A 24,146-nucleotide genomic window follows, 5' to 3' on the forward strand; every position below is an offset into this window, starting at 1 on the left:
GATTGCTGCCCCCAGCAAACTAACTTACTTTAATCACGACACGACCAGTAATTTGACCATTAGTAATGTCGTTGGCTGCCTGAATCGCATCTTCTAGATTGATAAGCTTAGTCGCTTGTTCGTAGAATGATGCAGGTAGCAATTCAACTAGACGTTCCCATGCTTGGATGCGTTTTTCTCTTGGACACATAACAGAGTCAACACCTTGCAGGCGAACATTACGCAAGATAAATGGCATTACTGTAGTAGGAAGATCGAAACCGCCAGCTAGACCACATGCAGCTACAACACCGTTGTAGTTAGTTTGAGTCAGAACCTTAGCCAGTACTTTGCTACCTACAGTATCTACTGCTGCAGCCCAAAGTTGGCGTTCTAGTGGTTTTGCTGGTTCTTCTAGTTCAGCACGCTCAACGATGCGTGATGCGCCTAAGCTTTTTAGAAGCTCGCCATTTTGTGATGAACGACCTGTCACTGCCGCTACTGAGTAACCTAGTTGGCTTAGTAGAGTGACAGCTACGCTACCTACACCACCACTTGCGCCTGTTACTAGTACTTCGCCGTCTTCAGGTTTTACGCCACCATCAACGATAGCTTGAACACAAAGCATTGCTGTAAAGCCCGCTGTACCTACACTCATTGCTTGTTGGCCAGAAAGACCGTCAACTAAAGGAACTAACCAGTCACCTTTAAGACGTGCTTTCTCAGACATACCACCCCAATGGTTTTCACCGACACCCCAGCCAGTAAGAACCACTTTGTCACCTGCTTGATAACGATCATCTTCAGATGTGGTTACGGTACCCACTAAGTCGATACCAGGAACCATAGGGAAGTTACGAATGATTTTGCCTTTACCTGTAATAGCAAGGCCATCTTTATAGTTTAGAGAAGTGTAGTCTACAGCGACCTCTACATTACCCTCTGGTAATAGTGATTCATCAATTTGCTCAATTGCTGCAAAAGTTTTTTTATCTTCTTGGTTTAGAACAAGTGCTTTGAACATCAGTTACTCCAAAGGGTTAATGTATTTGATTGCTAGTAAGTCTAGAGAACAATTTCGAATAAAAAAAATGATTTGTCATCATTTTAACTATGCATTAGATGCATTAATTGCTGAAAAGATATGATTTTGTAGCTAAAAAGCCACCTCAAGGGTAAGAGGTGGCTCATAAAAGGTAGGGTTATGGCCTTTCAAAAATAGTTGCTATACCTTGCCCTAAGCCAATGCACATGGTGGCTAGGCCATATTTGGCATCTTTGCTTTCCATCAAATTAATTAAAGTGGTGGAGATTCGTGTGCCAGAACAACCAAGAGGATGACCTAGAGCAATCGCGCCGCCATTTAAATTTACTTTTTTATCAATAACATCCAGTAAACCGAGATCTTTAGCGACTGGAAGTGCTTGAGCGGCAAAGGCTTCATTGAGTTCAATCACATCCATATCTTCGATAGTGAGTCCGGCGCGTTGCAATGCTTTTTTAGTGGCAGGCACTGGACCATACCCCATAGTCGCAGGATCGCATCCAGCAATTGCCATGGATTTTACTTTGGCACGTACACTTAACCCAAGTTGTTGCGCTTTTTCTTCGCTCATGATCAGCATAGCGGATGCACCATCAGAGAGGGCAGAAGAAGAGCCTGCGGTAACAGTGCCATTGGCTGGGTCAAACACCGGTCTTAATTGTGATAAACCTGCAACCGTGGTTTCAGGGCGAATCACCTCATCGTAGTCCAATGAAATAAGAGAGCCATCGGCAGCGTGAGCTTGGGTGGCATAGATTTCTGATTTGAATGCCCCGTCTAAAGTGGCTTTGTGAGCTCTGGCGTGGGAGCGGGCGGCAAACTCATCTTGTTGCTCTCTTGCGATGCCATGCAGTTTGCCAAGCATTTCTGCGGTTAGCCCCATCATGCCGGAAGCTTTTGCGACACTTTTTCCAAGCCCATCATGGAAGTCTACTCCGTGATTCATGGGGACGTGTCCCATATGTTCCACGCCGCCTACGATACATATATCAGCGTCACCGACCATAATTGAGCGGCTAGCATCGTGCAGAGCTTGCATTGACGAGCCACACAATCTATTCACTGTTACAGCGCCTACTTCAACGGGAAGGCCAGCTAATAAAGAGGCATTTCGAGCCACATTAAACCCTTGCTCTAAGGTTTGTTGTACGCAACCCCAGTAAATATCTTCAATTTGGCTCGCATTTACCGCTGGGTTTCTTTTTAACAAGCCTTTCATCAGGTGTGCCGAGAGATCTTCGGCGCGAGTATGACGAAAAGCACCGCCTTTAGATCGTCCCATGGGTGTGCGGATGCAATCAACAATTACGACGTTTTTCATTTCTTATTCCTCATATTGATTACAAGCTGGTGGATTGTTGGTTGGCATAAAAGTTATCGCCAGAGCTCGCCATGCTATACAGCAGTTGCGGTGCTTTATAGAGAGCGCCGAGTGACTGATATTTTTCACATAGAGCAAGGTAATTATTGATGCCTAAGCTATCTAGATAACGGAACACTCCGCCTCTAAATGGAGGAAAGCCTAAGCCATAAACTAGCGCCATATCCGCTTCTTGTGGTGAGGCGATAATGTTTTCTTCAAGGCAGAGCACCACTTCATTGATCATTGGAATCATCATGCGTTGAATTAACTCTTCATCACTGAATGTTTGCTGCGGTGCTTTTAGTGCTTGTAAGCACTTTAGAACATCAGGGTTAAAGGTTTTCTTTGGTTTGCCTTTTCTATCCGGCTGATATTCGTAGAAGCCAGCGCCATTTTTTTGTCCGTAGCGTTTTTCTGCAAATAATAGGTCTATAGCATCGGTGCCTTGTTTAGCCATACGTTTAGGGAAACCTTCAGCCATTACTTTTTGCGCATGATGCGCAGTATCTAGCCCTACTACATCCAATAGATAAGCCGGTCCCATTGGCCAGCCAAATTGACGTTCCATGACTTTATCTATGTGCTGGAAATCAGCGCCATCATTGACTAATTGGCTAAATCCATTGAAGTAGGGGAATAAAACACGGTTTACAAAAAAGCCGGGACAATCATTGACCACTATCGGCGATTTACCCATCTTCGCGGCGTAAGCCACAACTCTATTGATGGTGTCTTCTGAGGTTTTTTCTCCGCGAATAATTTCGACTAAAGGCATGCGGTGCACAGGATTAAAGAAATGCATGCCACAGAAGTTTTCTGGTCTTTGTAAAGATTGCGCCAGTAGGTTGATAGGGATAGTACTGGTGTTGGAAGTAATAACTGCGTCAGGGCTAGTGTATTGCTCCACCTCAGCTAGCACGCTGGCTTTAACCTTCGGGTTTTCAACTACTGCTTCGATGATGACATCGGCTTGTTCAATACCAGCGTAGTGCAAACTTGGAGTAATAGAGGTGAGCACCTTAGCCACTTTATTAGGTTTGATACGCCCACGCTCTAACCGAGAATTCAGCAGTTTTGAAGCCTCTGTCAACCCCAAATCAAGAGAAGGTTGAGCAATATCTTTCATCAATACAGGTACATCTTTTAATGCGGATTGATAAGCGATACCTCCGCCCATAATTCCCGCGCCAAGCACTCCGGCACGTAACGTGGGCTTGGTGGAGGCTTTAGCGGCTTTTTTCGCTAGCCCTTTTATGTATTGGTCATTAAGGAATAAGCCTACTAAAGATGTCGCTACTTCGGTTTGTGTTAGGGTGATAAAGTTTTCTCGCTCAATATCAAGAGCTTCATCTCGGGAAAAACCAGCGGCCTGTTCGATAGTTTTAACGGCCATCATAGGAGCAGGGTAGTGTGGACCTGCTTTTTGAGCGACCAATCCTTTGGCGGTAGTAAAGCTCATTATGGCTTCTAGCTTGGCAAGCTTTAATGGTGCCGTTTTATTATGGCGACGCTCTTGCCAATCAATAACGCCTTGATTGGCATCTTTTATCAGTGCAACCGCAGAGCTAAACAGTACATCAGTCTCTACTATGGCATCAATTAAGCCAATCTTAAGTAGTTTGTCTGCACGCTTTGAGCTTCCGGCCGTGATAATTTCCATTGCATTATCAGCACCGACTAAGCGGGGCAATCGCACCGTTCCACCAAAGCCGGGCATGATGCCAAGTTTTGTTTCTGGTAGACCGATATTGGCGGTTTTATCAGCCAAGCGAAAATCTGTGGCTAGAATTGCTTCACAACCGCCACCAAGCGCATGACCTTTGATAACAGAGATAGTGGGAACAGGCAGGTCTTCAAGATTATTGAAGATGGCGTTGGCAAATTGTAGCCATTGATCAAGTTCTTGTTTCGGTTTAGCAAATAGTCCAAGAAACTCAGTAATATCAGCGCCCACAATAAAGGCATCTTTGTCGCTTGTGACGATGACACCTTTAAGGTTTTCAATCTGTTGTGTTGCTTTAATCCCGGCATCTAATGCTGCAAGGGTTTTCAAATCGAGCTTATTAACTGAGTTATCCCCACAAAAGCATATTTCTACTATGCCATCTTGGTGTTCTTTGACCGTGAGGGTCTCTGCTTGATAGATCATCCGTGTTCTCCATAAATCGAGTCAGCCTAGTGGCGAGACAGTATCGTGGTATGACCAGTTAAGTTTGACTATGAAACACGCAAATATCAATACATTTATTTAACATTTCATCAACAATGTGTCGTGTGTGCCACTATTAATTGAAAGTGCTTCTCGTGATAAACTGTTTCAATTACCTCAAAATGCGCAGATCCAATGAACGTCTCTCCTTATTTAACACCGGCCAAATCAATGATTTTTGAAGAAGAAATCAAGAAGAGTCAGTTTATTACCTACTTAGCTCACACTCCGTCTATTGAAGCGGCCAAAGCATTTGTAGATGAAATAAAGGCGAAACATAATGACGCGAGACATAATTGCTGGGCGTTTGTTGCTGGTCGTCCTGAAGATTCAATGAAGTGGGGCTTTAGTGACGATGGCGAGCCGTCGGGCACCGCAGGGAAACCTATCCTCGCTCAATTAACCGGATCTGGCGTAGGGGAGATCACTGCCGTTGTAACCCGTTATTATGGAGGCATTCGTTTAGGTACGGGTGGCTTGGTAAAAGCGTATGGTGGTGGGGTGCAACAAGCGCTAAAACTGCTAGAAACCATTGAGAAGAAGATTACTACTCAGTTAGTCGTAGAAGTAGACTACTCTCTCATATCATTAACTCAGTCTATTATGGCGCAGTATGGTGCAGTGGAAGTTGACGCTACTTATGATATTAGCGCTAAACTGACCGTGGAGATTGAAGTTCTGCATGAAAGTGACTTTATTCTGACTATGACTAATAAAACCGGGGCGAGAGCCTTAATTTCAAGGATGAGCTAACCCTAGTATGCAGTTTCGTTCCATTATTCGAATAGTAGGTCTGCTACTCGCACTCTTTAGTGTCTCTATGTTAGCGCCTGCGGGTGTGGCTCTCATCTATAGAGATGGTGCGGGTGTTCCCTTTGTCGTAACCTTTATCATCTTACTCATTTGTGGTTTTGTTTGTTGGTTCCCTAACCGTCGCCAAAAGCGAGATTTAAAAGCCCGAGATGGCTTTTTGATTGTTGTATTATTTTGGACGGTTATTGGCAGTGCAGGCTCATTACCTTTCCTGTTGGTGAATAGTGCTTCTGTCAGTGTCGCCGATGCCTTTTTTGAATCATTCTCTGCTTTGACTACAACAGGAGCTACAGTTCTTGTTGGTTTAGATGATTTGCCCAAAGCTATCCTCTTTTATAGACAGTTTCTACAATGGTTTGGCGGAATGGGGATCATTGTATTAGCGGTGGCTATTTTACCTATGCTTGGCATTGGTGGTATGCAGCTATATAGAGCCGAAATCCCGGGTCCAGTAAAAGACAGTAAAATGACCCCAAGGATAGCTGAGACCGCTAAAGCACTTTGGTACATCTACCTTAGTCTGACGGTTGCTTGTGCGATTGCCTTCTGGCTAGCAGGAATGACCTTCTTTGATGCAATAGGGCATAGCTTCTCTACTATTGCTATCGGTGGCTTCTCTACTCACGACGCTAGCATGGCGTATTTTGATAGCTATGCGATTAATATGATCACCGTCGTCTTCTTATTAATCTCCGCTTGTAACTACTCTTTGCACTTTGCCGCGTTTGCCTCTGGTGGGGTACATCCTAAGTACTATTTAAAAGACCCAGAATTTAGAGCCTTCATCTTTATTCAAGTCATGCTATTCCTGATCTGCTTCTTGGTGTTACTAAACCATCACAGTTATGACACCTATTACGAAGCGTTTGACCAAGCACTTTTCCAAAGTGTTTCTATTTCAACAACCGCAGGCTTTACCACCACCGGTTTTGCCCAGTGGCCTCTATTTCTACCTATGCTGTTATTGTTTTCATCTTTCATTGGGGGATGTGCAGGCTCTACCGGTGGAGGGATGAAAGTCATCAGAATACTGCTGCTTACATTGCAAGGCTTTAGAGAGTTAAAGCGATTGGTCCACCCACGAGCGGTGTTCACCATTAAGCTGGGCAGCAAAGCTCTGCCTTCTAAGGTTATTGATGCAGTATGGGGTTTCTTCTCAGCGTATGCGTTGGTCTTCGTCATATGTATGTTGGCATTGATAGCAACGGGTATGGATGAGCTCACCGCATTTTCTGCTGTCGCTTCAACCTTAAATAACCTTGGCCCTGGATTGGGTGAGGTATCACTGCATTACGGTGACATTAGCGATTCAGCAAAATGGGTGTTAGTCATCTCTATGCTGTTTGGTCGATTAGAGGTATTCACCTTATTAATTTTATTCACTCCAGCATTTTGGAAAAATTAGGGAAAGAACATTGAAAAAGGCGGCATTGCTGTATTCCACGAGTGACGGTCAAACCAAAAAGATTTTGGCCCACATAGAAAGTGAACTAGAAGGGTTTACTTGCGAATCATTTGATCTCGCTTCAGTGAACACTATCGACCTATTAGCTTTTGATCGCGTCGTCATCGGTGCATCTATTCGTTATGGGCATTTAAATAAGAAGCTTTACCAGTTTATCGAAAAGCACCTAGTGCAATTGCAACAGAGCAATGCAGCGTTCTTTTGTGTCAACTTAACCGCAAGAAAAGAAGAACAAGGTAAGGACACCCCAGAGGGAAGTGCGTATATCAAAACGTTTCTTAAGAAATCACCTTGGCAACCAAAGCTGATTGGCGTGTTTGCCGGAGCGCTCCTTTATCCTAGATATAACTTCTTAGACAAATTTATGATTCGCCTAATTATGTCTATGACCGGGGGAGAAACCGATACCACTAAAGAGGTCGAGTACACCAACTGGCAAAAGGTCTCTTTATTTAGCCAAAAAGTCGTAAAAATGGATGGAAATTAATCATTTTTAAAGGCTGTTGTCGCAAAATTAACCGAACAGAATTTAATTATAAAAAAACCTTAAAAAACGCTTGCCAACGTGACGCAGGTCTCTATAATGCGCCCCACTGACACGGCAACAGCGACAACGCTTCGCAGTGATTCAGTCGGCAAATTAGCTGAACCATTTGAGTTTAACTTCTCTTAGAAAATAAATTCAAAAAAGTGTTTGACACTACGGTTCAAAACGCTAGAATAGCCGTCCACTTGAGAGGTAAGCCTCGATAGTGTGCTCTTTAACAATTTAAACCTATCAATCTGTGTGGGCACTCGTTGATGATAATCGAAAAGATTTATCAATGAACTGAGTGACCAAAATCAAATTGGAATTCAGCCTTGAGCTGTTTTGTTTTACTTTTTTAAAAGTGAAAACCAATAAGAGCACAGTCAATTCATTATCGTTCTGTTGGAACGATAATAGCTTTAAAATTACTTCTTACTTTCGAGTAAGGAACAGTTTTGAAGTCAGTATTCATTGAGCCGGTCGCAAGACCAAAAAAACTTTAATTGAAGAGTTTGATCATGGCTCAGATTGAACGCTGGCGGCAGGCCTAACACATGCAAGTCGAGCGGAAACGAGTTATCTGAACCTTCGGGGAACGATAACGGCGTCGAGCGGCGGACGGGTGAGTAATGCCTGGGAAATTGCCCTGATGTGGGGGATAACTATTGGAAACGATAGCTAATACCGCATAACGTCTACGGACCAAAGAGGGGGACCTTCGGGCCTCTCGCTTCAGGATATGCCCAGGTGGGATTAGCTAGTTGGTGAGGTGATGGCTCACCAAGGCGACGATCCCTAGCTGGTCTGAGAGGATGATCAGCCACACTGGAACTGAGACACGGTCCAGACTCCTACGGGAGGCAGCAGTGGGGAATATTGCACAATGGGCGCAAGCCTGATGCAGCCATGCCGCGTGTATGAAGAAGGCCTTCGGGTTGTAAAGTACTTTCAGTCGTGAGGAAGGCGTTAAAGTTAATAGCTTTATCGTTTGACGTTAGCGACAGAAGAAGCACCGGCTAACTCCGTGCCAGCAGCCGCGGTAATACGGAGGGTGCGAGCGTTAATCGGAATTACTGGGCGTAAAGCGCATGCAGGTGGTTTGTTAAGTCAGATGTGAAAGCCCGGGGCTCAACCTCGGAACCGCATTTGAAACTGGCAGGCTAGAGTACTGTAGAGGGGGGTAGAATTTCAGGTGTAGCGGTGAAATGCGTAGAGATCTGAAGGAATACCAGTGGCGAAGGCGGCCCCCTGGACAGATACTGACACTCAGATGCGAAAGCGTGGGGAGCAAACAGGATTAGATACCCTGGTAGTCCACGCCGTAAACGATGTCTACTTGGAGGTTGTGGCCTTGAGCCGTGGCTTTCGGAGCTAACGCGTTAAGTAGACCGCCTGGGGAGTACGGTCGCAAGATTAAAACTCAAATGAATTGACGGGGGCCCGCACAAGCGGTGGAGCATGTGGTTTAATTCGATGCAACGCGAAGAACCTTACCTACTCTTGACATCCAGAGAACTTAGCAGAGATGCTTTGGTGCCTTCGGGAACTCTGAGACAGGTGCTGCATGGCTGTCGTCAGCTCGTGTTGTGAAATGTTGGGTTAAGTCCCGCAACGAGCGCAACCCTTATCCTTGTTTGCCAGCGAGTAATGTCGGGAACTCCAGGGAGACTGCCGGTGATAAACCGGAGGAAGGTGGGGACGACGTCAAGTCATCATGGCCCTTACGAGTAGGGCTACACACGTGCTACAATGGCGCATACAGAGGGCAGCCAACCAGCGATGGTGAGCGAATCCCAAAAAGTGCGTCGTAGTCCGGATTGGAGTCTGCAACTCGACTCCATGAAGTCGGAATCGCTAGTAATCGTGAATCAGAATGTCACGGTGAATACGTTCCCGGGCCTTGTACACACCGCCCGTCACACCATGGGAGTGGGCTGCAAAAGAAGTGGGTAGTTTAACCTTCGGGAGGACGCTCACCACTTTGTGGTTCATGACTGGGGTGAAGTCGTAACAAGGTAGCCCTAGGGGAACCTGGGGCTGGATCACCTCCTTATACGATGATTACTCACGATGAGTGTCCACACAGATTGATATGGTTTAGAAAGTAAAGAGATTCGAGATGTCCCCCAAGACATCTCAACAGTTTGTTTTCGCTTTTTAAAAGTGAAAGTAAACCTAGTGTCCCGTTCGTCTAGAGGCCTAGGACACCGCCCTTTCACGGCGGTAACAGGGGTTCGACTCCCCTACGGGATACCATTGGGTCGTTAGCTCAGCTGGTAGAGCAGTTGACTTTTAATCAATTGGTCGCAGGTTCGAATCCTGCACGACCCACCATTTCCTTCCACAGGGAAGCTGTTTGATTTCACTTTTTAAAGTGAAAGTAAGTGGCAAATAATGTGGGCGATTAGCTCAGTTGGGAGAGCACCTCCCTTACAAGGAGGGGGTCACTGGTTCGAGCCCAGTATCGCCCACCATCTTTAAGCATTCTTCTCTTAGAAATAGAGAAGTGAGTGTGTTTAAAAATGGTTCAATTATTTGAATCTCGTTCTTTAACAATTTGGAAAGCTGACGATAAGTAATGTCCAGTTTTATACTGAGAAAGCATTACTTATCAAATTTAAAAGTTCTCAAATCCTATATCTTTATGATGTAGGTACCAACACACATTCAAGTGTTCTTGGGAATAACATCATTGCCTGATGTTATTCAAATTTGAGTCCGGCAAAATCGATGTTTGCTTCTGCTTTTTAAAGCGGAAATAAACAATAGTTATCTCGCTCATAATAAAGAGATAACGCACCTTGGAAGCGTCATACTACGTTGTAGCAAACGTATTGCGTTAAGCAAGACCCTTTGGGGTTGTATGGTTAAGTGACTAAGCGTACACGGTGGATGCCTTGGCAGTCAGAGGCGATGAAAGACGTAATAACTTGCGATAAGCCCAGATTAGGTAGTAATAACCATTTGAGTCTGGGATTTCTGAATGGGGAAACCCACGTGCATAAGCACGTATCATTAACTGAATACATAGGTTAATGAGGCAAACCCGGGGAACTGAAACATCTAAGTACCCGGAGGAAGAGAAATCAACCGAGATTCCGAAAGTAGCGGCGAGCGAAATTGGATTAGCCCTTAAGCTTTTAATGACACAGACGAAGGCTCTGGAAAGTGCCGCAATAAAGGGTGATAGCCCCGTAGTCGACATGTTGTTTTAAGTGAAATCGAGTAAGGCGGGACACGTGATATCCTGTTTGAACATGGGGGGACCATCCTCCAAGGCTAAATACTACTGACTGACCGATAGTGAACCAGTACCGTGAGGGAAAGGCGAAAAGAACCCCTGTGAGGGGAGTGAAATAGAACCTGAAACCGTGTACGTACAAGCAGTAGGAGCGCCTCGAAGCGTGACTGCGTACCTTTTGTATAATGGGTCAGCGACTTAATTTTAGTAGCAAGGTTAACCGAATAGGGGAGCCGTAGGGAAACCGAGTCTTAACTGGGCGTCGAGTTGCTAGAATTAGACCCGAAACCAGGTGATCTAGCCATGGGCAGGTTGAAGGTTGAGTAACATCAACTGGAGGACCGAACCGACTAATGTTGAAAAATTAGCGGATGACTTGTGGCTAGGGGTGAAAGGCCAATCAAACCTGGAGATAGCTGGTTCTCCCCGAAAGCTATTTAGGTAGCGCCTCGGACGAATACCAATGGGGGTAGAGCACTGTTAAGGCTAGGGGGTCATCCCGACTTACCAACCCTTTGCAAACTCCGAATACCATTGAGTACTATCCGGGAGACACACGGCGGGTGCTAACGTCCGTCGTGGAGAGGGAAACAACCCAGACCGCCAGCTAAGGTCCCAAAGTATAGCTAAGTGGGAAACGATGTGGGAAGGCTTAGACAGCCAGGATGTTGGCTTAGAAGCAGCCATCATTTAAAGAAAGCGTAATAGCTCACTGGTCGAGTCGGCCTGCGCGGAAGATGTAACGGGGCTAAGCTATACACCGAAGCTGCGGCTGCACACTTTGTGTGCGGGGTAGGGGAGCGTTCTGTAAGCCGTTGAAGGTGGTCTGTAAGGGCTGCTGGAGGTATCAGAAGTGCGAATGCTGACATGAGTAACGATAATGGGGGTGAAAAACCCCCACGCCGGAAGACCAAGGGTTCCTGTCCAACGTTAATCGGGGCAGGGTAAGTCGACCCCTAAGGCGAGGCCGAAAGGCGTAGTCGATGGGAAACGGGTTAATATTCCCGTACTTCTTATAATTGCGATGGGGGGACGGAGAAGGCTAGGTGGGCCTGGCGATGGTTGTCCAGGTTCAAGTATGTAGGCGGAAAGTTTAGGTAAATCCGGACTTTCTTAACGCTGAGATACGATGTCGAGCTGCTACGTGCAGTGAAGTCATTGATGCCATGCTTCCAGGAAAAGCCTCTAAGCTTCAGATTATAAGGAATCGTACTCCAAACCGACACAGGTGGTCGGGTAGAGAATACCAAGGCGCTTGAGAGAACTCGGGTGAAGGAACTAGGCAAAATGGTACCGTAACTTCGGGAGAAGGTACGCTCTTGGCGGTGAAGTCCCTTGCGGATGGAGCTACTAGGAGTCGCAGATACCAGGTGGCTGCAACTGTTTATTAAAAACACAGCACTGTGCAAAATCGTAAGATGACGTATACGGTGTGACGCCTGCCCGGTGCCGGAAGGTTAATTGATGGGGTTAGACTTAGGTCGAAGCTCTTGATCGAAGCCCCGGTAAACGGCGGCCGTAACTATAACGGTCCTAAGGTAGCGAAATTCCTTGTCGGGTAAGTTCCGACCTGCACGAATGGCGTAATGATGGCCACGCTGTCTCCACCCGAGACTCAGTGAAATTGAAATCGCTGTGAAGATGCAGTGTACCCGCGGCTAGACGGAAAGACCCCGTGAACCTTTACTACAGCTTGGCACTGAACATTGACCCTACATGTGTAGGATAGGTGGGAGCCTTTGAAACAAGTACGCCAGTATTTGTGGAGGCAATCTTGAAATACCACCCTTGTATGCTTGATGTTCTAACGTAGGTCCCTAATCGGGATTGCGGACAGTGCCTGGTGGGTAGTTTGACTGGGGCGGTCTCCTCCCAAAGAGTAACGGAGGAGCACGAAGGTGGGCTAAACACGGTTGGACATCGTGTGGTTAGTGCAATGGCATAAGCCCGCTTGACTGCGAGAATGACAATTCGAGCAGGTGCGAAAGCAGGTCATAGTGATCCGGTGGTTCTGAATGGAAGGGCCATCGCTCAACGGATAAAAGGTACTCCGGGGATAACAGGCTGATACCGCCCAAGAGTTCATATCGACGGCGGTGTTTGGCACCTCGATGTCGGCTCATCACATCCTGGGGCTGAAGTCGGTCCCAAGGGTATGGCTGTTCGCCATTTAAAGTGGTACGCGAGCTGGGTTTAGAACGTCGTGAGACAGTTCGGTCCCTATCTGCCGTGGGCGTTGGAAGATTGAAGGGGGCTGCTCCTAGTACGAGAGGACCGGAGTGGACGAACCTCTGGTGTTCGGGTTGTCATGCCAATGGCATTGCCCGGTAGCTAAGTTCGGAATCGATAAGCGCTGAAAGCATCTAAGCGCGAAGCGAGCCCTGAGATGAGTCTTCCCTGGCACTTTAAGTGTCCTAAAGGGTTGTTCGAGACTAGAACGTTGATAGGCAGGGTGTGTAAGTGCTGTGAGGCATTGAGCTAACCTGTACTAATTGCCCGTGAGGCTTAACCATACAACACCCAAGGGGTTTTGGCAGAAATTGTTCCAGACAATTTACTGCAGTTCCTACATCCTTGTAGGTCCTGGACTCAAAGTAGAACTTTGAATGTGTGACAGAGACTTTTAAATACAGCTTTCTAGATTATTTTACCTTTAGCTTTTTTGAAAAGCTGAAAGTAAAGCAAAATTTTGCTTGGCGACCATAGCATTGTGGACCCACCTGATTCCATGCCGAACTCAGAAGTGAAACATAATAGCGCCGATGGTAGTGTGGGGTTTCCCCATGTGAGAGTAGGACATCGCCAGGCTTTAATTAAGTTTTTAGATTTTATATCTAGGAACAAAAACTGGATAAGGCATCTATAAGACCTTAACTAGTAACAATTTGTGGAGAGATGGCTGAGTGGTCGAAAGCACCGGTCTTGAAAACCGGCAACCGTTAATAGCGGTTCTAGGGTTCAAATCCCTATCTCTCCGCCATATCTAAGCCCCTGATTTATCAGGGGCTTTTTGCATTTAAGGAACTAGGGAGTCACTTCAATACCAATGAGGTGAGTCAATTGTACCTATACAAACATCCCAATTCGGTGTACTACACCCGAATCTGTACCCCCAAGAAGCTAGTAAAACTAGGCTTTCCGTTCGATTTCAAGATAAGTCTTCATACTAATACCAATTCCGTTAATTTTATGATCTAATAATGGGCTCTTAAAGGAGTCCTTATGAAGCATGATTTTCCGAGTCTGATTAATTCCACATCCAACGCTCGACTTAGAATGCGTTATTTAGCCGTTTCTCATTTTGTTGACGGTAAAAGTCGCACTCAAATAGCTAAGTACCTTAAAGTTAGCAGAGTAAGCGTCAATAAATGGGTTAAAGCATATCTCAACAATGGTCTTGAAGGACTTCAAGAGAAACCACACACTGGTAGACCTCATCGCCTAACAGACGAGCAAAAATCACAACTCAAAGAGTATGTTATCGAACATGCCGTAAATGAGAGTGGCGGTCGCCTTCAAGCAAAAGACATTGGGCTCTATATAGAAAGCAATTTCAGTACATCATATAAAAAGTCGGCGCTCTATCAGTTATTACATGACATAGGTTTGAGTTGGATTACTACTCGTTCCAAACATCCTAAGCAGTCAATTGAAGCTCAAGAAGCTTTTAAAAAAATTCCCAATCGAAACGATCCTTAAGATCCCTGGCCATGTCGCCTTAAAAGATGTTCAAATATGGTTTCAAGACGAAGCTAGATTTGGTCAACGCAATACAACAACGCGAATATGGGCAGAGAAAGGTACGCGCCCTAGAGTAGTACAACAACAGCAGTTTGAGTATGCATACCTTTTCGGAGCAGTATGTGTCACGACAGGAGAAGCAGAAGCGATAGTGGCTCCCCTGAGCAATATGGAAGCAATGAAAGAGCAACTCAGATTAATTTCTCAAGCCACACCCGCTGGCAAGCATGCTGTTGTGATCATGGATCAAGCGAGTTGGCACCAGAGCTATCTTGCAGATGAATTTGAGAACCTCACCATCATTCATATCCCACCTTATTCTCCCGAACTTAACCCTATAGAACAGGTATGGAGTTGGCTGCGTCAAAATGAAGTAGCAAATAGGTGCTTCGAAAATTATGACGATATTGTAGAGACACTATGTAGAGCGTGGAATCGGTTTTGTGAAGATAAAAGCAGAGTCATCTCACTCTGCTTTAGAGATTGGTTAAACTTGATAAGTTAATTAACGGAATTGGTATAAAGAGCGTCGAGAAGCTCTTCGTAGAAACTTAATCACAGCCCCTATTGTCATTAAGTCCCTAGATAATTTCATATGCAATCAGCCATTAACTAGGGATTGTTTAGACACTTTTAAATTAGAGCTTCACAAATTAATCACAACATCGTGGAAACAATGGGAAAGCTCACCCTTACCACATAACACTACAACAGCTTTGTCTTTTAGCTCAACAGTAATTAATAAAAAGATGACGCCACCGACACGCCTTCCTCTCGACACATGGTTAGCTGAGTTTTCTGCCCATAAAGCTAATGAAAGTATTACCCCTCTAACTGTTCACCAATTAAAACAACGAATTACTCATTTCATTCAATTCTATCGTTCCCTAAAAGACGCCAATTTCAATACAGCTTTGTTCATGAAATACATCGCTCATTTAAATGCAGAACACCGAAGTGCGAAGACGAATAAAGAGTTCTTCGCTTCTATTAAGCAGTTTTTTAAATGGCTGCATGTAATGGAAAAAATTGAGACCAACCCTGCCCAGCAGATTCAATACAAATTTAAGTCCAAACAACATGCCTCCGATGAAAGAATAAGGTGGTCAGCCGCAGAGCTACAACAATTGACGCAGAGTAGCTATTTCCAATCGGCCACTGACTCACTTAAGTGGGTAACGATGATGCAACTCTATATGGGGTTAAGGCCTTCTGAAGCTTGTCAGCTCGAAACTCACGATGTCAGTCTTTCAAGCACAATTCCATATATAAAAATCACTGATGCTGGTGAAAAACAGCATGTGAAGAACAAACATGCCATCCGCACAATACCAATTCACTCAATGCTCCTTCAGCTAGGTTTCACTCACTACGTTAATGGACGCAGAGAAAAACAGCTCTTTGACTATGAACCATTAAATATTAACCAAGATTGGTCAAAAAAATACCGTACTCAATTTGGAAAACTTCAATCAAAGATGGGTATGAAGCCACATATACGGCCAACAGCATATGGACTGAGGCACACCTTTATTGACACCTTAAAGCAACAAGGAATAGCGGAAACCCAAGTTGCTGAAATTGTTGGTCACACCAATAGCAATATGACCTTTGGTCGTTATGGCAAGCGCTTAAACCTTAAGTCCAAGCTTGACGTGGTAGAAGCTTTTTCGCTCAACCTATCGGAGGAAGCATTATGACATATCGTACTCAACAAGCGGTTCAGTCTCTATTTGAACTCGTGGAAGAAGAGCCGATTAATGAGCTCCTACACCTGACCTCATACATGAATATGGGATGGCCTGACTATGAGATAAAACGATGCGTTGCACTATTTCGTACTCTTTTATCTACGCCAAACTCTTCTATAGAAAACTTGGTTGAGCAAGGATTTCCTCATACTTGGACTCAAGAAGTACTCGCATTACTCAATCTGTCGTTGCCACCAGAGCACAGTGAGCCTACCTGTCATACTACCAATGATAATTTATCCATTGCTATGCTATTTCTCTCTCAGCAAGGTTATGTGATTAAACGGATTAACAAGCATACAGGTAGGATTTGGGTGCGTAAGCATGATCGGCAATTTCAATTTGAGCTCAAGCATTTAAAGTACAAAAAACAGAACATGTGTATTTTATTGGGCTTAAGCTAGGAAAATAATGAGTGGCTAGATGCTTTTGTCTGGAAAAAGCATCTAGTCACTTTCTGTATATCTACGTGATATTGACTATATATTTATTCAGCAAAACCGACCAAATACACGATCCAACTCACATTTGAAGCGTAAGTCAAAATTAATTCCGTTTTAAATCGAAGAATTTAAAAAAAACGGTCGTAATACATTCATAGACACTAATAAAAATAAAAAAAGGTCACTATGAAAGTAATTCCATCAACGTTAAATAAATACATCGATACTATCTCTAACGCTTCGAAAGCTAATGACTCAGAAACAACGGCTATAGCTAAAATCTCATGCCTAAACATCATTCAACAAGCACTGATTGAGTATGAGTTTGAAGACATCAAACACAGTGATATCGTCAACATTATTACTCTATGGCAAGGTAAAGGTTCAAGTAACAAGACCATCAATAACCGTCTCGCGCCGATGCGTAAATTATTCAGCTTGGCATATCAAGATGGAGTCTTTGCTACAGATCCTATGAAAGGTATTTCAAATCTTAAATCGCCTAAGCAGGTGATCAAGGCTCGTGCCAAGGAAAATATTGACCCATTTAGTGTTGAAGAAGTCAGACGCATGATGGATAGCTTTGAGCCTGGAGACAGTGGTGCTCTTGCCGTCATTCTAATGTGCCTTACAGGGCTTCGTCCCTGCGAAGTCATCATGTTCAATTTAGAGTCACTGAATTTTGATGATAAAACTTATACTGTAAGTCTGGCTAAGCCAAAAGATAAATATAAGTGCACGAAAACTCCATCATCTCAGCGCACTATTAATCTATCAACCGAAGTACTGTCCTTACTGCAACAACATATTTCAGTAGGTACATTAACAACACACTCCATAGATGTCGTTTTACAAGACAACAACTCCGTCGAAAAACGTAACTTTACTCCTATCTTGGCAAGACATAGCGAATCGGGAGCGCACTATAAGCACACTAAAGACTTAGACCAGTCTTACTATCGCCACTTCCTCAAGAAACTGAATATTCGTACTCGCGGTCTGCACCAATGTCGTAAGACTTTTGCTTGCCATGCTGCCAGTACCAATTTGCCTATTAAATGGATCACGGAGCAACTGGGTCATACTGATATCAAAGTCTTCGAGGAGCATTATGCTAAGTGGATTAAATCAGATAACGAGATCGCCCCTGAAGAGCAGCTGACCCAACGGTTATCTTCAACACCAATATCAGCCGCTTTAACAAAAAGCTTCCCAAAAGAGGCCGTAAAAGAGCCTACCTCATGGCATGTTAAGCTCATCACTCATGTCTCAAACCTGTTTAAGCGCGCAGCCTAAACCCAGTAATTCACACAAAGAAAACCAGCGCGCAAACTGTTATCGCTCAATTGAATAATACCAACATGGCACTTTATTCAGGTAGAGGTCATGCTGGTGTAACCAAGTATGCTGATATTACACTTTTCTAAAGGAAAAGATGCATATCAGCTCTTGGCAAACTTAGCAGTTTGATCGCTTGTCCCACAGGTGACCAAATGAGAAAAAAAATCGCTACATTTGCTGCTCAGAAGAACTATACAGCAGCACCTATTTCCAAAGCCAAAATGTGCCGTTCATTAGCGCACACACTCCGTTGCCTTTCTCGTTTAACTGAAGACGAATTGAAGTCAATCGAGTGGAACGAAAATCTCAGTCAGTGTAATTATCTCTATTTAGATGGTGAACTAAAGCCACTCAACGATTTATCAGAGAGTGATAGAATTGAGCTAATTGAGAGCTTCAACCCACCCAACATCCAAAACAAGAAACAAAAGCAAACCCAATTAGCTAACTATACAGCTAAGTTGAAATCGGCTATCAACTCCGAAAGGAAAGCGGATAACCCTTTGGCTGCGAATGCCCTTCAAGAGCTGCTGGAGACTCCTCGTAATCATCCGCTGCGCACTAAAGTCCTTGAAGATATTAAGCCGCTATTAAAACAACGCGCTAAACAGCGCCTGAATATGCTTAGCAAGTATATCAATGCACATAACGCTTTGACGCAATCAGAACGCTCTGGGCAACATACACGCTTTCAAGAAGTCATTTTTAAAATCCCTTTACAATGGCAAGTTAGCAATATCGATGTCACACCAGAGCATAATGTTGAGCTAGTACATGGCTTTCTAAATCGAATTCTTCCCAATCATGAAATAAAACTATCCGTCATTCATGGCGACGAGCGACTCGAACATGAAGACCTTTGTAGCCATATTCATTGCTTTATCGATGGACAAAATAGGCATACGAAAGAATTCGATCTACGAGAATGCGAAGAACTAGCGATTCAACGATATGTCACCAATACACTCTCAGAGAAAGACCAGAGTTTCTGGGAAGAAAGTAAGATCAAGAAAAGCTATTACTACTCAAAGTTGCGCGGTGAATACTGGCAGGCGATGTTTTTGCTCTATACCAATTACTACTTTGAAAAAAACGGGATCGAGCTTGAAGCTACCAGAGTAGAAAAAACTCAGGAACAACTAGAGAAAAATAAAGAAATGCGCCGAGAAGCAAGGCTTCCCAAGGCTAAACGTAGCTATAACTTCCACTCTCGCTCATTGGAAGAGCAACAAAAACTGCTAGAGCAAAGAGCGCTTCTTGAGAAAGAGCATAAAGAGAGAAAAGCAATAATTGATGATGAATTAAAAATTGCCCAATTAGATATCAAAGAACACAAAAAAGAAATAGACGAGCTCAGACAGGCGATGCAAACGGCTCAGCAAGAGATGCAACAATCGGAGTTAAGCATACAAAAATTATACCTACAACAGCAGCAAGCAGAGGAAGATCTTAAACAGCATACATTGGACATTGAAGATAAGAGGCACCAACAACGTCAGATAATTGAACAGAACAAGGCTTTAGAGCAAGAGGCTATTCAATTGCACAAGCGCGTAAAAGAACTTGAAAGTAAAGAAGCCACTCTTGATCTCAGCAAAGGCATCGCAATTGCAATTGCCGCAATCGACCGCTACATCGATGCTAAAAAGGGGGATCGCCACTATGAAAGTTTTTGGAGACAAGTTATCGCCGCATTCAAAACACTCAATAACAGCATTGCAGAATCTAGCGTAATGAAATATCTCAAAGCGAATGAAGACAAGATAAAAGACTACTCGCTAACTAAGGAGCTAAAAACAATGCAGACCCCAAAACCAGGTACTGAAAAAGGGTCTCCTTCGCCAGAGCCAACCATGAGGCCATAAATATATGATAACGCATACATTCCTATCAGAAAGTAAATCAATCATCACATTAATGACATGAAGATTAGCCTTCATGTTAATATTAATGTACCTTGTTAATTAAAGGTTCTTTAAGGTTGCAATCATAGATCGCAGTGAAAGTTAGATATATCAACCAGTTAACATTTCCACTTTTCAAGTTGTATATAAAGTCAAATTATCAGTGATTTGTAAACTTCGTTATAGGTAAAATTAAGAAATGCTTGTTATTTATTTATATCTATTCTTTTTAATTATTGTACTTTGTTTTTGCTTGAAAGATTTTTGGATAGAACCAAGAAAAAAAGAGTCAGTCAAAAATAAAATTACTAATTCAGACCTTAAGTATCAAAAAAACAAATCAAGTAGCTCCACCAGAATAAGTAGATCTGAGAGTGACTATATATATCAAGGAGAAAGTGATCCTGTTCATAGGCCACATCATTATGAACGAGATGAATATGGCAGACGATATAGAGTCTATGATGATGAGGAAGGATATTAACAGCGTGACCTAAAATAACGAGCATTGTTAAAAAGAGATAACACGCAAGCTCGTTTTTACGAAAATTCAAAGCACGAAACATGACACATATGCCTTATGTTTCATTTAGTTATGGTACACTTGACAATAATCAGGCAAGCAGAAGAGCAATACTGTCACTGAAAATGCTATGCATATGTAAACAAGATATTGAATTCTAAGATAAGAGAACATTAATGCTACATGAGATAATGTCTGAAAATCGTATATCAAATGGTTATTATATTATTAATAACCTTGAATATATGACTATATATACTTTCAAAGTTATGAGGCTTAAAGGTGAAGTTGAAAATACAACACAGAAAAACTTTACCGATGCTTGTCTAATTCCACAGTTAAGAGAAAATGATAACCACTATTGTTTTGCTGAACCAAAAACAAGGTTTCTGGATCCCGAGTCTGGCAAACCAAAACCAATACGCCTTTACCCTATCTCATTACTAGAATCGAACATTAAAGAAGAAAATAATATATGAAACTATTAAAATTACTTACACTTGCTACTGCTAGTTTTATTTTTTCTAGTAATGCAGTTGCCAATTCAGCTTGGTTTCAAGATTTTTACAAAGATGAGTTTACAGATAAAAAATTTACAATGTATCGAACGGAAAGTATAAATGGCCAATTCCTAAGCCTGAAATGTGGAATGGCACCATACGGTAAATATTACGAGCCCTCAATTGCATTCCATAGTAATAGCATTACTCAAGCGGGTAAGACATATCCATTGAAAATTCGCGTAGATAAGCGAGAAGCTATAAGTAGAAATGCATGGGCAAGTCCATTAACCACAAATAAATTCATTCAAATAGAATGGGGGAATGAAAAAGGTAATGCGAAAGAAGTAACTGATAAAATAGCTACTGACTTTAATGCTGGAAATAGAGTACTAGTGCAAATTGCTAACAAACCGTCATTTAATGTTAGTTTATCTGGGTTTACAAAAGCTTTTAATGCAACACACAAAAAATGCCAGTCTTTAGCAGAAAAAAATAATGGTCGTTACTTCAGCAAAGTGTGGCTACCTGTAGATTAATCGTAGAAACATTTACCCCAAATTAAGATTTGACACTGTTCAAAAATACAACTATTGTCAATTACATCAGTCAACTGAAGTTGACTCTAAGGTTTCTCAAATCTTAATCCCAACCTAAACAAGGGGTTATAGATAAGGTTTAAAGATAGATAATTTTCAAATCCCTATCTCTCCGCCACATTTAAAGCCCTGATTTATCAGGGCTTTTTTTCGTTTCTGGATCCCTAAAAAACTCAGGTGAGTCAATGTATCCATATAATAGCCGTCATAGCGTCTGTTTTGTCCGCGTTTGCATTCCTAAAAATTTGGTGCAACAAGACTATTCGAACGATACTAAACCCGCCTAAAACCCCAAATCTCGTCCCATAACCATCAGACGAAGTACCTTACAGTTATGGTGTCCTATTCCCTTGTTGATTGTAGCCACTACCTACTTTTATGCTTCCATAGGTAATGTATTTGGCTTCAGACACGGCATGTAAAAACGGCCTATGTTCAGTAGTTTTTATAATTATCACTCTTGGGTGGAAAGTCGTTAGTGTCTAACCTTGGGATTAATAACTTAGAATTTGTATTAATGTCTGCAAGTTTAACCTCAGTAGTGAATGCTAGTTTACACCCTTGAAGGTTGAGCTCTTTCACCACAGAGTCACTAGAAGAGCCATAAGGATAACAAGCTGTCCATTGCGACATATCACATCCCATAGATACTAGAAACTCTTTAGATCTCATTAGCTCCATCTTCAATGAATCGCTATTCAACTTATCCCACCAGTAATGATCATAACCATGACACCCAACATGCATACCATCTCTTACCAGTTGTTTTATCTGGCTTTCATTCATATAAAGTTCTTTGGCAAACGACTGTTCATTCATACCCACATATTTTTCGAAGTACTTACTAGATAGTAAGTTTCTTAATTCTTCTGGTAGAGCATGTTGAAGTACCCGTTTAACAAAAATAACTTCTTTGGTATCAAAACGATTGGCTACTGCAAGTTCATCAAAATAGTCATCAAAATCTTTTAAATTAAACTGATTTTTATATGCTGAGATATCTAGTTTAATGTCATTAACTATATCGTTTAGATTAGATAATGAGGCGAGAATGAAGTGTATTTTATTTACATCTAATAATTCATGCTCAACAACCGCTTTCACGGGTACAAAAAAAGATCCCTGAATACCGAATTCTTTCAGAACAGGATAAACACAATTAAAGTGCTCAGCATAGCCATCATCAAATGTCAGTAACAATGCATTTGGGGGTAAATTATCCCCTTCTAATGATGATATGACGTCTTCCATTGTGACTATGTTGTAGTTTTCCTTAAAGAAGGATAACTGCTGAATAAAATAATCAAGCTCTAACCCTTTGATCTCCGGATACCTTGAGTCTTTAATGTTTCTAACATAGTGATACATAGCCACTGTTAATGTATTTTTCATAAGTTCTCCGCAACTGGACGGTCAAAGTCACAATCTTGTTTGGTTATATATAGCTTTCCTATATCGTACAAAGAAGGGTCTTCTTCTTTAGTCCACATGATTAATGATGTTGTAGATGGTCTTCTGAGTTCTATTGGGTGGAATAAATGTGGGAAATCAAAGAAATCATACTCTAGAACAGGTAACCAATTTTTATATATAAATAGGGAGTTAATATCTGAGTTAGTAGAGTAGAAGTCTATGATATCAACTTCTAAGCTGGCACTTTCATCCTCTAAAAATGAAATGGCTGATAAACAAGCTCTTTTGTTTCCTAGTAAATCAACACAATGCATGATTTTTAAATCATCAAGGACATCAACTCGATAAGCCACTAAACATTTTTCATGGTTTTCGTTTTCAATAATTTTAACTTGGTAAGGAAATGAAGGGTGTTCTATATAGCGCCAATTAATCCAGCTGTAATCTCGTACAAAAAGGTTATTACTAGCAGCAAAGGTATAAAAAATCTCATCCACAATATGCTTTGAGGGTTCTAAACAAGTATATTTTGTAGGCTTGCTTTTAGTCTTGCTTAACTTTTTAACTAAAGGAGTATCATGACCAAACTTTTTTACTGCTTCGTGATTTAAAACCCGAATAAATCTAGGTATCGACTTCAGATACTTAAACCCCATTCTTAAATAAATAGGCAACGCTTGCTCTGAGATGCCCATTCCGAACATGACGCTATACTTAGACTTAAGGTAGTCAAGCATCTTAGGCCCTAAGCCTAGGTTTCTTGATTTTTCCTCAACAATCCAAGTAGTTAACTCTGCTCCCTTTTGTTCTCTATTTTTTAAGAAAAAAGGCCTTTCTGTTAAACCCATAACAGCCAGAATCACATCACCCTTTATAGCAAGACAGCATTGGTCACTAATATTGTTTGGAGTATCCAAAAACTGCCATTTATAAAATTGCTCATTAGACAGTGCTATTCTTCGTGCCCAATTTGCTTGATAGAACGATGCGACAGAAGCCATATCGACATTTAGTTCACTTGCAGAACCGATCTTAATACTCATTACAAACCCATAAGAAAACAAAAAATTATTTCGATGCGTAGTTCAATTTTAATTAATCCGCTCTATTCAAAAATAGAGTTGATAATCCATAACATAACTATAGCGTACTACGCTAAAAGGTTAACACTATGATATGTAAGGCAATATTGGTATTGGATTATCAATAGATGCTTTGCTAGTTACAGCGGTATTTTTGCCACTATGAGTATAGTTCGTAGGTACAGGTTTATAGCGATAGTAAGCC

General features: G+C 42.5%; 15 protein-coding genes, 4 tRNA genes and 3 rRNA genes. 17 read left to right on the plus strand and 5 right to left on the minus strand.

Annotation, left to right across the window (positions count from 1 at the left end; all coding sequences use genetic code 11):
• Nucleotides 1-19: 19 nt before the first annotated feature.
• The 3 genes from acuI to fadB form a co-directional block, all read right to left on the minus strand.
• Nucleotides 20-1,003, minus strand: coding sequence for an acrylyl-CoA reductase (NADPH) (gene acuI / locus QV280_RS00060; protein ID WP_023404925.1), 984 nt, complete (start codon nt 1,001-1,003; stop codon nt 20-22).
• Between the two features lie 178 nt (nt 1,004-1,181).
• Entirely contained in the window at nt 1,182-2,345 is a 1,164-nt protein-coding gene (gene fadA / locus QV280_RS00065) for an acetyl-CoA C-acyltransferase FadA (RefSeq protein ID WP_023404926.1), read from the minus strand.
• 19 nt (nt 2,346-2,364) lie between these two features.
• Nucleotides 2,365-4,536 (minus strand): fatty acid oxidation complex subunit alpha FadB, encoded by a 2,172-nt coding sequence (gene fadB, locus QV280_RS00070; RefSeq protein ID WP_152822770.1) that lies wholly within the window; start codon nt 4,534-4,536, stop codon nt 2,365-2,367.
• Between the two features lie 195 nt (nt 4,537-4,731).
• On the opposite strand from fadB, the gene QV280_RS00075 reads away from it, so the two are divergent.
• The 17 genes from QV280_RS00075 to QV280_RS00155 all read left to right on the plus strand — a co-directional run bounded on the left by QV280_RS00075 (nt 4,732) and on the right by QV280_RS00155 (nt 21,386).
• The gene (locus QV280_RS00075) at nt 4,732-5,349 is read left to right on the plus strand and encodes a YigZ family protein (RefSeq protein WP_023404928.1); all 618 of its coding nucleotides are present in this window, start codon (nt 4,732-4,734) and stop codon (nt 5,347-5,349) included.
• A gap of 7 nt (nt 5,350-5,356) precedes the next feature.
• The gene (locus tag QV280_RS00080; RefSeq protein WP_023404929.1) at nt 5,357-6,814 is read left to right on the plus strand and encodes a TrkH family potassium uptake protein; all 1,458 of its coding nucleotides are present in this window, start codon (nt 5,357-5,359) and stop codon (nt 6,812-6,814) included.
• A 10-nt stretch (nt 6,815-6,824) separates the two neighbouring features.
• Nucleotides 6,825-7,361 carry a menaquinone-dependent protoporphyrinogen IX dehydrogenase gene (gene hemG, locus QV280_RS00085; RefSeq protein ID WP_023404930.1) on the plus strand — a complete coding sequence of 179 codons (537 nt, stop codon included), beginning with the start codon at nt 6,825-6,827 and terminating at the stop codon, nt 7,359-7,361.
• Between the two features lie 542 nt (nt 7,362-7,903).
• Nucleotides 7,904-9,456: ribosomal RNA gene (locus tag QV280_RS00090) — 16S ribosomal RNA — on the plus strand.
• A gap of 127 nt (nt 9,457-9,583) precedes the next feature.
• Nucleotides 9,584-9,659: transfer RNA gene (locus QV280_RS00095), tRNA-Glu, on the plus strand.
• A 2-nt stretch (nt 9,660-9,661) separates the two neighbouring features.
• Nucleotides 9,662-9,737 (plus strand) — tRNA-Lys (locus QV280_RS00100).
• 64 nt (nt 9,738-9,801) lie between these two features.
• Nucleotides 9,802-9,877 (plus strand) — tRNA-Val (locus QV280_RS00105).
• 391 nt (nt 9,878-10,268) lie between these two features.
• Nucleotides 10,269-13,157 (plus strand): 23S ribosomal RNA (locus QV280_RS00110).
• Between the two features lie 179 nt (nt 13,158-13,336).
• Nucleotides 13,337-13,452: ribosomal RNA gene (gene rrf / locus QV280_RS00115) — 5S ribosomal RNA — on the plus strand.
• Together the 16S, 23S and 5S rRNA genes with 4 tRNA genes alongside form the textbook arrangement of a ribosomal RNA operon.
• 81 nt (nt 13,453-13,533) lie before the next feature.
• Nucleotides 13,534-13,624, plus strand: a tRNA-Ser gene (locus QV280_RS00120).
• Between the two features lie 242 nt (nt 13,625-13,866).
• Nucleotides 13,867-14,890 (plus strand): IS630 family transposase gene (locus QV280_RS00125; protein ID WP_447026255.1). Its coding sequence is split into 2 segments (ribosomal slippage): nt 13,867-14,321 and nt 14,320-14,890, totalling 1,026 coding nucleotides; the frame shifts between segments, so codons are not numbered across the junction.
• A 244-nt stretch (nt 14,891-15,134) separates the two neighbouring features.
• Nucleotides 15,135-16,085: a site-specific integrase gene (locus QV280_RS00130; protein WP_447026256.1), complete on the plus strand. Its 951-nt coding sequence runs from the start codon at nt 15,135-15,137 to the stop codon at nt 16,083-16,085.
• Nucleotides 16,082-16,540: a hypothetical protein gene (locus QV280_RS00135; RefSeq protein WP_152822943.1), complete on the plus strand. Its 459-nt coding sequence runs from the start codon at nt 16,082-16,084 to the stop codon at nt 16,538-16,540. Before QV280_RS00130 ends, QV280_RS00135 begins: the two co-directional genes overlap by 4 nt.
• Before the next feature lie 225 nt (nt 16,541-16,765).
• Complete coding sequence (locus QV280_RS00140) at nt 16,766-17,875, plus strand: tyrosine-type recombinase/integrase (protein ID WP_152822941.1); 1,110 nt, start codon at nt 16,766-16,768, stop codon at nt 17,873-17,875.
• A 197-nt stretch (nt 17,876-18,072) separates the two neighbouring features.
• Nucleotides 18,073-19,785, plus strand: a complete 1,713-nt coding sequence (locus QV280_RS00145) for a hypothetical protein (RefSeq protein WP_447026257.1) — start codon at nt 18,073-18,075, stop codon at nt 19,783-19,785.
• A gap of 753 nt (nt 19,786-20,538) precedes the next feature.
• The gene (locus QV280_RS00150; protein ID WP_152822026.1) at nt 20,539-20,826 is read left to right on the plus strand and encodes a hypothetical protein; all 288 of its coding nucleotides are present in this window, start codon (nt 20,539-20,541) and stop codon (nt 20,824-20,826) included.
• Entirely contained in the window at nt 20,823-21,386 is a 564-nt protein-coding gene (locus QV280_RS00155; protein ID WP_152822028.1) for a hypothetical protein, read from the plus strand. Before QV280_RS00150 ends, QV280_RS00155 begins: the two co-directional genes overlap by 4 nt.
• A gap of 495 nt (nt 21,387-21,881) precedes the next feature.
• On the opposite strand, the gene QV280_RS00160 is transcribed toward QV280_RS00155, so the two are convergent.
• A complete protein-coding gene (locus tag QV280_RS00160; protein ID WP_216643782.1) occupies nt 21,882-22,838 on the minus strand; it encodes a polysaccharide deacetylase family protein in 957 nt (318 codons plus the stop codon).
• Nucleotides 22,835-23,902: a hypothetical protein gene (locus QV280_RS00165; protein ID WP_152822030.1), complete on the minus strand. Its 1,068-nt coding sequence runs from the start codon at nt 23,900-23,902 to the stop codon at nt 22,835-22,837. The genes QV280_RS00160 and QV280_RS00165 overlap by 4 nt, the downstream gene beginning before the upstream one ends.
• Nucleotides 23,903-24,146 lie beyond the last annotated feature (244 nt).

The sequence above is a fragment of the Vibrio sp. B1Z05 genome, from assembly GCF_052955985.1.

Bases quoted from the DNA above. Each gene is read 5' to 3' on its own strand.
- acuI (WP_023404925.1), bottom strand. From the start codon at position 1,003: ATGTTCAAAGCACTTGTTCTAAACCAAGAAGATAAAAAAACTTTTGCA.
- fadA (WP_023404926.1), bottom strand. From the start codon at position 2,345: ATGAAAAACGTCGTAATTGTTGATTGCATCCGCACACCCATGGGACGA.
- fadB (WP_152822770.1), bottom strand. From the start codon at position 4,536: ATGATCTATCAAGCAGAGACCCTCACGGTCAAAGAACACCAAGATGGC.
- QV280_RS00075 (WP_023404928.1), top strand. From the start codon at position 4,732: ATGAACGTCTCTCCTTATTTAACACCGGCCAAATCAATGATTTTTGAA.
- QV280_RS00080 (WP_023404929.1), top strand. From the start codon at position 5,357: ATGCAGTTTCGTTCCATTATTCGAATAGTAGGTCTGCTACTCGCACTC.
- QV280_RS00130 (WP_447026256.1), top strand. From the start codon at position 15,135: ATGACGCCACCGACACGCCTTCCTCTCGACACATGGTTAGCTGAGTTT.
- QV280_RS00135 (WP_152822943.1), top strand. From the start codon at position 16,082: ATGACATATCGTACTCAACAAGCGGTTCAGTCTCTATTTGAACTCGTG.
- QV280_RS00140 (WP_152822941.1), top strand. From the start codon at position 16,766: ATGAAAGTAATTCCATCAACGTTAAATAAATACATCGATACTATCTCT.
- QV280_RS00145 (WP_447026257.1), top strand. From the start codon at position 18,073: ATGAGAAAAAAAATCGCTACATTTGCTGCTCAGAAGAACTATACAGCA.
- QV280_RS00150 (WP_152822026.1), top strand. From the start codon at position 20,539: ATGTCTGAAAATCGTATATCAAATGGTTATTATATTATTAATAACCTT.
- QV280_RS00155 (WP_152822028.1), top strand. From the start codon at position 20,823: ATGAAACTATTAAAATTACTTACACTTGCTACTGCTAGTTTTATTTTT.
- QV280_RS00160 (WP_216643782.1), bottom strand. From the start codon at position 22,838: ATGAAAAATACATTAACAGTGGCTATGTATCACTATGTTAGAAACATT.
- QV280_RS00165 (WP_152822030.1), bottom strand. From the start codon at position 23,902: ATGAGTATTAAGATCGGTTCTGCAAGTGAACTAAATGTCGATATGGCT.